Origin of the sequence: Inquilinus limosus MP06 (assembly GCF_000767795.1) — a bacterium.
Lineage (GTDB): Bacteria > Pseudomonadota > Alphaproteobacteria > DSM-16000 > Inquilinaceae > Inquilinus > Inquilinus limosus_E.
Window position 1 is genome coordinate 1 of record NZ_JANX01000382.1, and the last position, 6,165, is coordinate 6,165.

At 70.0% G+C, this 6,165-nt stretch carries 4 protein-coding genes; 3 read left to right on the plus strand and 1 reads right to left on the minus strand.

The features are described from left to right. Positions 1-447: 447 nt before the first annotated feature. The 3 genes from P409_RS23575 (at position 448) to P409_RS23585 (ending at position 5,424) form a co-directional block, all read left to right on the plus strand. Positions 448-1,263: a mechanosensitive ion channel family protein gene (locus tag P409_RS23575; protein ID WP_081991745.1), complete on the plus strand. Its 816-nt coding sequence runs from the start codon at positions 448-450 to the stop codon at positions 1,261-1,263. 30 nt (positions 1,264-1,293) lie between these two features. Continuing rightward, entirely contained in the window at positions 1,294-3,060 is a 1,767-nt protein-coding gene (gene argS / locus P409_RS23580) for an arginine--tRNA ligase (protein ID WP_034844438.1), read from the plus strand. Positions 3,061-3,189: 129 nt separating this feature from the next. Beyond that, positions 3,190-5,424 (plus strand): DUF3141 domain-containing protein, encoded by a 2,235-nt coding sequence (locus tag P409_RS23585; RefSeq protein ID WP_081991746.1) that lies wholly within the window; start codon positions 3,190-3,192, stop codon positions 5,422-5,424. Between the two features lie 17 nt (positions 5,425-5,441). On the opposite strand, the gene P409_RS36395 is transcribed toward P409_RS23585, so the two are convergent. Beyond that, positions 5,442-6,098, minus strand: coding sequence for a lysozyme inhibitor LprI family protein (locus P409_RS36395; protein WP_238578755.1), 657 nt, complete (start codon positions 6,096-6,098; stop codon positions 5,442-5,444). Positions 6,099-6,165 lie beyond the last annotated feature (67 nt).

Genomic DNA, 6,165 nt, shown 5'->3' on the forward strand with positions numbered 1-6,165 from the left:
GTCGCCCGGCGCCTCTGCCGGTCCCTCGGCATCGATCCCCATAACTGCTTCGAAAGGCCGGATATCCCCGATACCGGGTGATCGGGACGGGGGCGCCTTCACCCCAGGGGGAGGTGGCCGATCCCTCACAGCCACGGCTCGCCTTGCGAGACTTTTTCACAGCATCCATCCCTCGCCGTCATTGCGAGGAGGCGAAGCCGACGAAGCAATCCAGGGCCGGTGCGAACCGGCCCCTGGATTGCTTCGCTGCGCTCGCAATGACGGCATTGGAATCCTGAAAAGGTCCCGCAAGCGGAAGAGGCAACGCGCACGACGCTCGATCGATGTGTGAATGGCGTGGCCCGGGGAGAGGGCGAACCCGGCGGGGATCGATCCTTGCGGCGATGTGTTAGCGAAGTGACTCCGCCGCCTCCACGGGCCGCCTTCGACACCACATCCGGACCGCCGATGCTCAATTTCGACAATCTCTGGGCGCTGTTCGTCTTCTACGGCCTGAACGCGCTGTACGCGATCGTGCTGCTCGGCCTCGGCTGGTGGCTGGCGCGGTCCGTCGAGCGCTGGCTGCTGCGCCTCGCCGCCCGCACCCGGCATGTCGACCCGACCATCGCCGATTTCCTGGCGTCGTTGGCGCGCTATCTGGTGCTGGCGGTCGTCGTCATTGCCGTGCTGCAGATCTTCGGCATCCAGACCACCAGCCTGGTGGCGGTGCTGGGCGCCGCATCGCTCGCCATCGGCCTGGCGCTGCAGGGCACCCTGTCCAACCTGGCGGCCGGCGTGATGCTGCTGATCTTCCGGCCGTTCAAGATCGGTGACGCGGTCGAGGTCGCGGGCAAGGCCGGCACCGTGCGGTCGCTGTCGCTGTTCATGACCGAGCTGGTGACCCCGGCGAACGTGCAGATCCTGCTGCCGAACGGCGCGGTCTGGGGCGCCGCCATCGTCAACAACACCACCTATCCGGGCCCGGCGAAGATGGAGCTGGCCTTCCAGGCGCCGGCCGGCCCGGCGGGCGAGGCGCTGGGCCGCGACATCGTCGCCGCGCTGAAGGCCGATCCGCGGCTGGTGCCGGGAACGGAGCCCGCCGTCGCCGTGTCGAAGCTGGTCGACCTGTCCAAGCCCGGCGCCGGGGTGGTGGAGCTGACGGTCACCGCCTCCGTCGCCACCGCCGATGTCGGCGCCGTCAAGGCGGCGCTGATGCAGCGGATCAATACGAGCATGGGTCGCCTGACCGCGGACGGCCTTGCCTCGGATGCGGCCTCCTCCTAAAAACCGCGGGCAACCGGAAGATCTGCCCGCATGTCCTCGCTCGCCTCGAAGCTGACCGAAACCGTCGCCGCCGCCTTCGCCGCCGAAGGGCTGCCGCCGGAGCTCGGCCATGTCACCGTCTCGAACCGGCCGGATCTCGGCCAGTTCCAGTGCAACGGGGCGCTGCCCGCGGCCAAGCGCGTCGGCGCCAATCCGCGCGAGATCGCACAGCGCGTCGCCGACCGGCTGGCGGCGGACCCGCGCTTCGCCAGCGTGTCCCTGGCCGGCCCCGGCTTCATCAACCTGTCGCTGACCGACGCCGTGCTGGCCGGCCATGTCGACGGCCAGGCGGGCGACGAGCGGCTGGGCGTCCCGAAGACCAACCCGCCGCGCCGGGTGGTGCTCGATTACGGCGGGCCGAACATCGCCAAGCCGATGCATGTCGGCCACCTGCGCGCCTCGATCATCGGCGACAGCCTGCGCCGCATCGTCCTGTTCGCCGGCGACAAGGCGGTGGGCGACGTGCATATGGGCGACTGGGGCACGCCGATGGGCATGGTGATCAGCGAGATCGCCCGCCGCCAGCCGGACCTGCCCTATTTCGACCCGGACTTCACCGGCCCGTATCCGAATGCCAGCCCGGTGACGATGGAGGATCTGGAGGTCCTGTACCCCGCCGCCTCCCAGGCGTCGAAGGCCGATCCGGCGCGGATGGAGGAGAGCCGCAAGGCGACCGCGGAGCTGCAGGCCGGCCGGCCCGGCTACCGGGCGCTGTGGCAGCATTTCATCGACGTCTCGATCGCCGGGATGAAGCGCGAATTCGACTCACTGGGCGTGCAGTTCGACCTGTGGAAGGGCGAGGCGGCGGTCCACGACCTGATCGAGCCGATGGTCGAGGACCTGAAGGCCCGGGGCCTGGCCGAGACGGACGAGGGCGCCGTCATCGTCCGCGTTGCCGAGGAGGGCGACAAGAAGGAGGTACCGCCGCTGATCCTGGTCAAGTCGGACGGCGCCTTCACCTACGGCACCACCGACCTCGCCACCATCGTCGACCGGCGGCAGTCCCTGGACCCGGACCTCGGCCTCTACGTCGTCGACCGGCGCCAGTCGCTGCATTTCGAGCAGGTGTTCCGCGCCGCCCGCAAGGCCGGGCTGAACGGCAAGTCGGATCTGGAGCATCTCGGCTACGGCACCATGAACGGGCCGGACGGCAAGCCGTTCCGGACCCGCGCCGGCGGCGTGATGAAGCTCTACGACCTCCTGGACACCGCCACCGAGATCGGCCTGAAGCGGCTGGAGGAGGCGCATCTGGCCGAGGGCTATCCGGAGGAGGAGCGGCGCGAGATCGCCCGCCGGGTCGGCATCGCCGCGGTCAAGTTCGCCGACCTGTCGAACAACCCGTCCTCGGACTATGTCTTCGACCTCGACCGCATGCTGCGCTTCGAGGGCAAGACCGGCCCGTATCTGCAATACGCCGCGGTGCGCGCCAAGTCACTGCTGCGCCGGGCGGAGGGGCAGGGCGACACGCCCGGCACCATCCTGCCGGCGGCGAACGAGGCCGACCGGGCGCTGATGCTGCAGCTGGGCCAGCTGCCCGATGCGGTGCGCAACGCCTATGACAAGCGGGCGCCGAACGAGCTGTGCGACTTCGCCTACGCCCTGGCGCGGGAGTTCAGCCGCTTCTACGACGCCTGCCATGTGCTGAGCGAGCCGGATGCGGCGCGCCGCGCCTCCTGGCTGGGCCTCGCGGCGCTGACGCTGCGGCAACTGGAGCTGACGCTGGGCCTGCTGGGCATCGAGATCCCCGACCGTATGTAAACCAACGAATTTGGTGTATCGTCCGACCAAAGGTGGAATGACGGGGCAGGAACCGCCATTTTACCATGAGGGCAGAACGCCCCGCCGCGGACCGCCGTCCGCGGGTCGAATGGAAGAGGACGGGTGACCATGACCGGTACTGCCGACCAGAGCGCCGCGCTCAGCGCCGCCTGGGCCGAGCCTTGGGCGTCTGCCGTCGAATACTGGGTCGATGCGGCGCAGCGCAGCGTGCTGTTCTGGGACGTGATGCGCCAGCGCGGCAACCAGTACCTGACGCATGCCGCCGACCCGACGCCGCATGTGCTGTCCTACGAGTTCGAGCTGATCCTCGACGGCCGCACGATGGAGCGGCCCTGCAACTACATGCTGGTGCGGATCGTGCCGCCCGAGGGCGTGACGGTCGACCCGAACAAGCGGCCCTTCGTCATCGTCGACCCGCGCGCCGGCCACGGCCCGGGCATCGGCGGCATGAAGCCGGAAAGCCAGATCGGCCGCGCGCTCCGCGCCGGCCATCCTTGCTACTTCATCGGCTTCCTGCCGGTACCGGTGGCCGGCCAGACGCTGGAGGATATCGGCCGGGCGCAGGCCGAGTTCCTGCGCATCGTTGCCGAGCGCCACTCGAAGGCCGAGGGCAAGCCCTGCGTCATGGGCAACTGCCAGGCCGGCTGGGCGCTGGCGATGCTGGCCGCGGTCAAGCCCGGCATCGTCGGGCCGATGATCCTGGCCGGCGCGCCCTTGTCCTACTGGGACGGGCCGCGCGGCAAGAACCCGATGCGCTATCTCGGCGGACTCGCCGGCGGCGGCTGGCCGGCGGCGCTGGCCAGCGATCTGGGCAACGGCCGCTATGACGGCGCCCATCTGGTGCAGAACTTCGAGAGCCTGAACCCCGCCAACACGCTGTGGTCGAAGCAGTACAACCTGTACAGCAAGATCGACACCGAGGTGGCGCGCTATCTCAGCTTCGAGAAGTGGTGGGGCGGCTACGTCCAGCTCAACGCCAACGAGATCGAGACCATCACCGAGGATTTGTTCGTCGGCGACAAGCTGGTGGCCGGGCAGCTCGAGGTCTCGGACCACCGCAAGATCGACCTGCGCAACATCACCTCGCCGATCGTGGTGTTCTGCTCGCAGGGCGACAACATCACCCCGCCGCAGCAGGCGCTGGGCTGGATCCTCGACCTCTACGACTCGACCGACGACATCGTCGCCAACGGCCAGACCATCATCTACGCCATCCACGACGATATCGGCCATCTCGGCATCTTCGTCTCCGGCCGCGTCGCGGCGAAGGAGCACAACGAGTTCATCCAGAACATCGACCTGATCGATACGCTGGCGCCCGGCCTGTACGAGGCGGTGATCATCGAGAAGCAGGCCGACGACCCGAATGCCGGGCTGATCCGCGGCGACCATGTGGTGCGGTTCGAGGCGCGCAGCATCAACGACCTGCGTGCGCTAGGCATCAACACCGCCGAGGAGGACAAGGCCTTCGCCACCGCGGCGCGGGTGTCCGAGATCAACCGCGCGCTCTACACCTCGACCGCCCGGCCGCTGGTCCAGGCGCTCGCCAATGAGCCGGCGGCGGAGCTGGGGCGGCGGATGAATCCGCTGCGCCTGCAGTATTCGCTGTTCTCGAACCGCAATCCGGCTATGGCGCCGGTTGCGCTGGCGGCCGAGCAGGTGCGGGCGAACCGCCGCCCGGCGGCGCCGGACAACCCGTTCCTGGCCTTCCAGGACCTGGTGTCGAGCCAGATCGTCGCCGCGCTGGACGGCTGGCGCGACTGGCGCGACCGCTGGATCGAGAGCAGCTTCTACGCGATCTACGGCAACCCGGTGCTGCAGGCGATGCTCGGCATCGGCGACGAGACCCTGGCCGACCGCCGCCCGCCGCGCCGCAACGAGCCGGAGGAAGAGCGGGAGGCGTTGCGCGACAAGGTCGCCGAGGGCGACGTCCATGCTGCCGTGCTGCGCGCCATCCTCTACGTCATCTGGCCGATGCGGGCGGTGGATGAGCGCGGCTTCGCCACGCTGCGTCAGCTCTATGCCGACAGGCTGCCGGGGCGCTGGACCTCGCTGGCCGACTTCAAGGCGGCGATGCGCGAGCAGTACCTGATCCTGCGCTGGCTGCCGGAGGAGGCGATGGCCGCCCTGCCGGGCCTGCTGCCCGAGGATGCCGCGATCCGCGACGGCGCCTTCGCCGTGATCGAGGCCGCGGCCTCCGCCGCCGGCCCGGTGGCGGGCGAGGTCAAGCTGCGGCTCGACCGGATGCGCGAGGTCTTCGCCGCTCCTGCGGCGGACGCCCCGGCCAAGCCGGCCACGGTCCGTCGCGGCCGCACCGGACGGCCGCTTAAGGTGGTGAAGTAGGGGCCGGTGCCGGCCGCTCAGTTGCCCTGATAGCGGCCGGCGAAGCGCCCGTGCAGGCCGCAATAGGCGACCTCGCAACCATGGTCGGCCAGCGTCGCGCCCTTGCCGGCGAAGCCGAGATCGATCGAGCAGTGCTGGTCGTCGCCCATCGGCGACTCCGGGTCGGTCCAGCGGGCGCCGGCCTTGGCGGCCGCGGCGCCGTCCAGCTCGATCCGGCAGACCGGATAGGTCGGCGCCGCCCCGACCGTGTCGATCCGCGCCGACAGCGTGCCGTCCGGGAACGGGACGACGGTCATCCAGCCATTGCCGTCGGTGTAGCTGTAGACGCCCGTCACCCTGCCCTTGTCGTAGCCGGACGCCAGCGCGGCGAAGCGAGTCATGTACTGGCCGCTCAGGCAGTTGCGCAGGCCCTCGGCCGGGCATTTGTTGCGGGCGGCCAGCCAGGCGCGCTGGCCGTCGCGCAGCCTGGCGCCGCCGCCGGAGCGCAGCGCGGCGTAGAGCCGGCCCATGGTGTGGTCCAGCCAGGACAGGGAAGGGTCGGCGCAGATCGCCCTCTCCACCGCGGTGCCGGCCTGGTTGCAGTCGAAGCTGGGCGCGGTCTGGGCGGCGGCGGGCTTCGCGGCCAGAAGCGCGAGACCGGACAGCAGCAGGGCGGAACGGAGGGAGGCACGCATCATCCCAGGCTCCGGATGGCCGCGACGGCCGCCTGCGGGTCGGCCCAGCCTTGCGCGGTGACGAGCC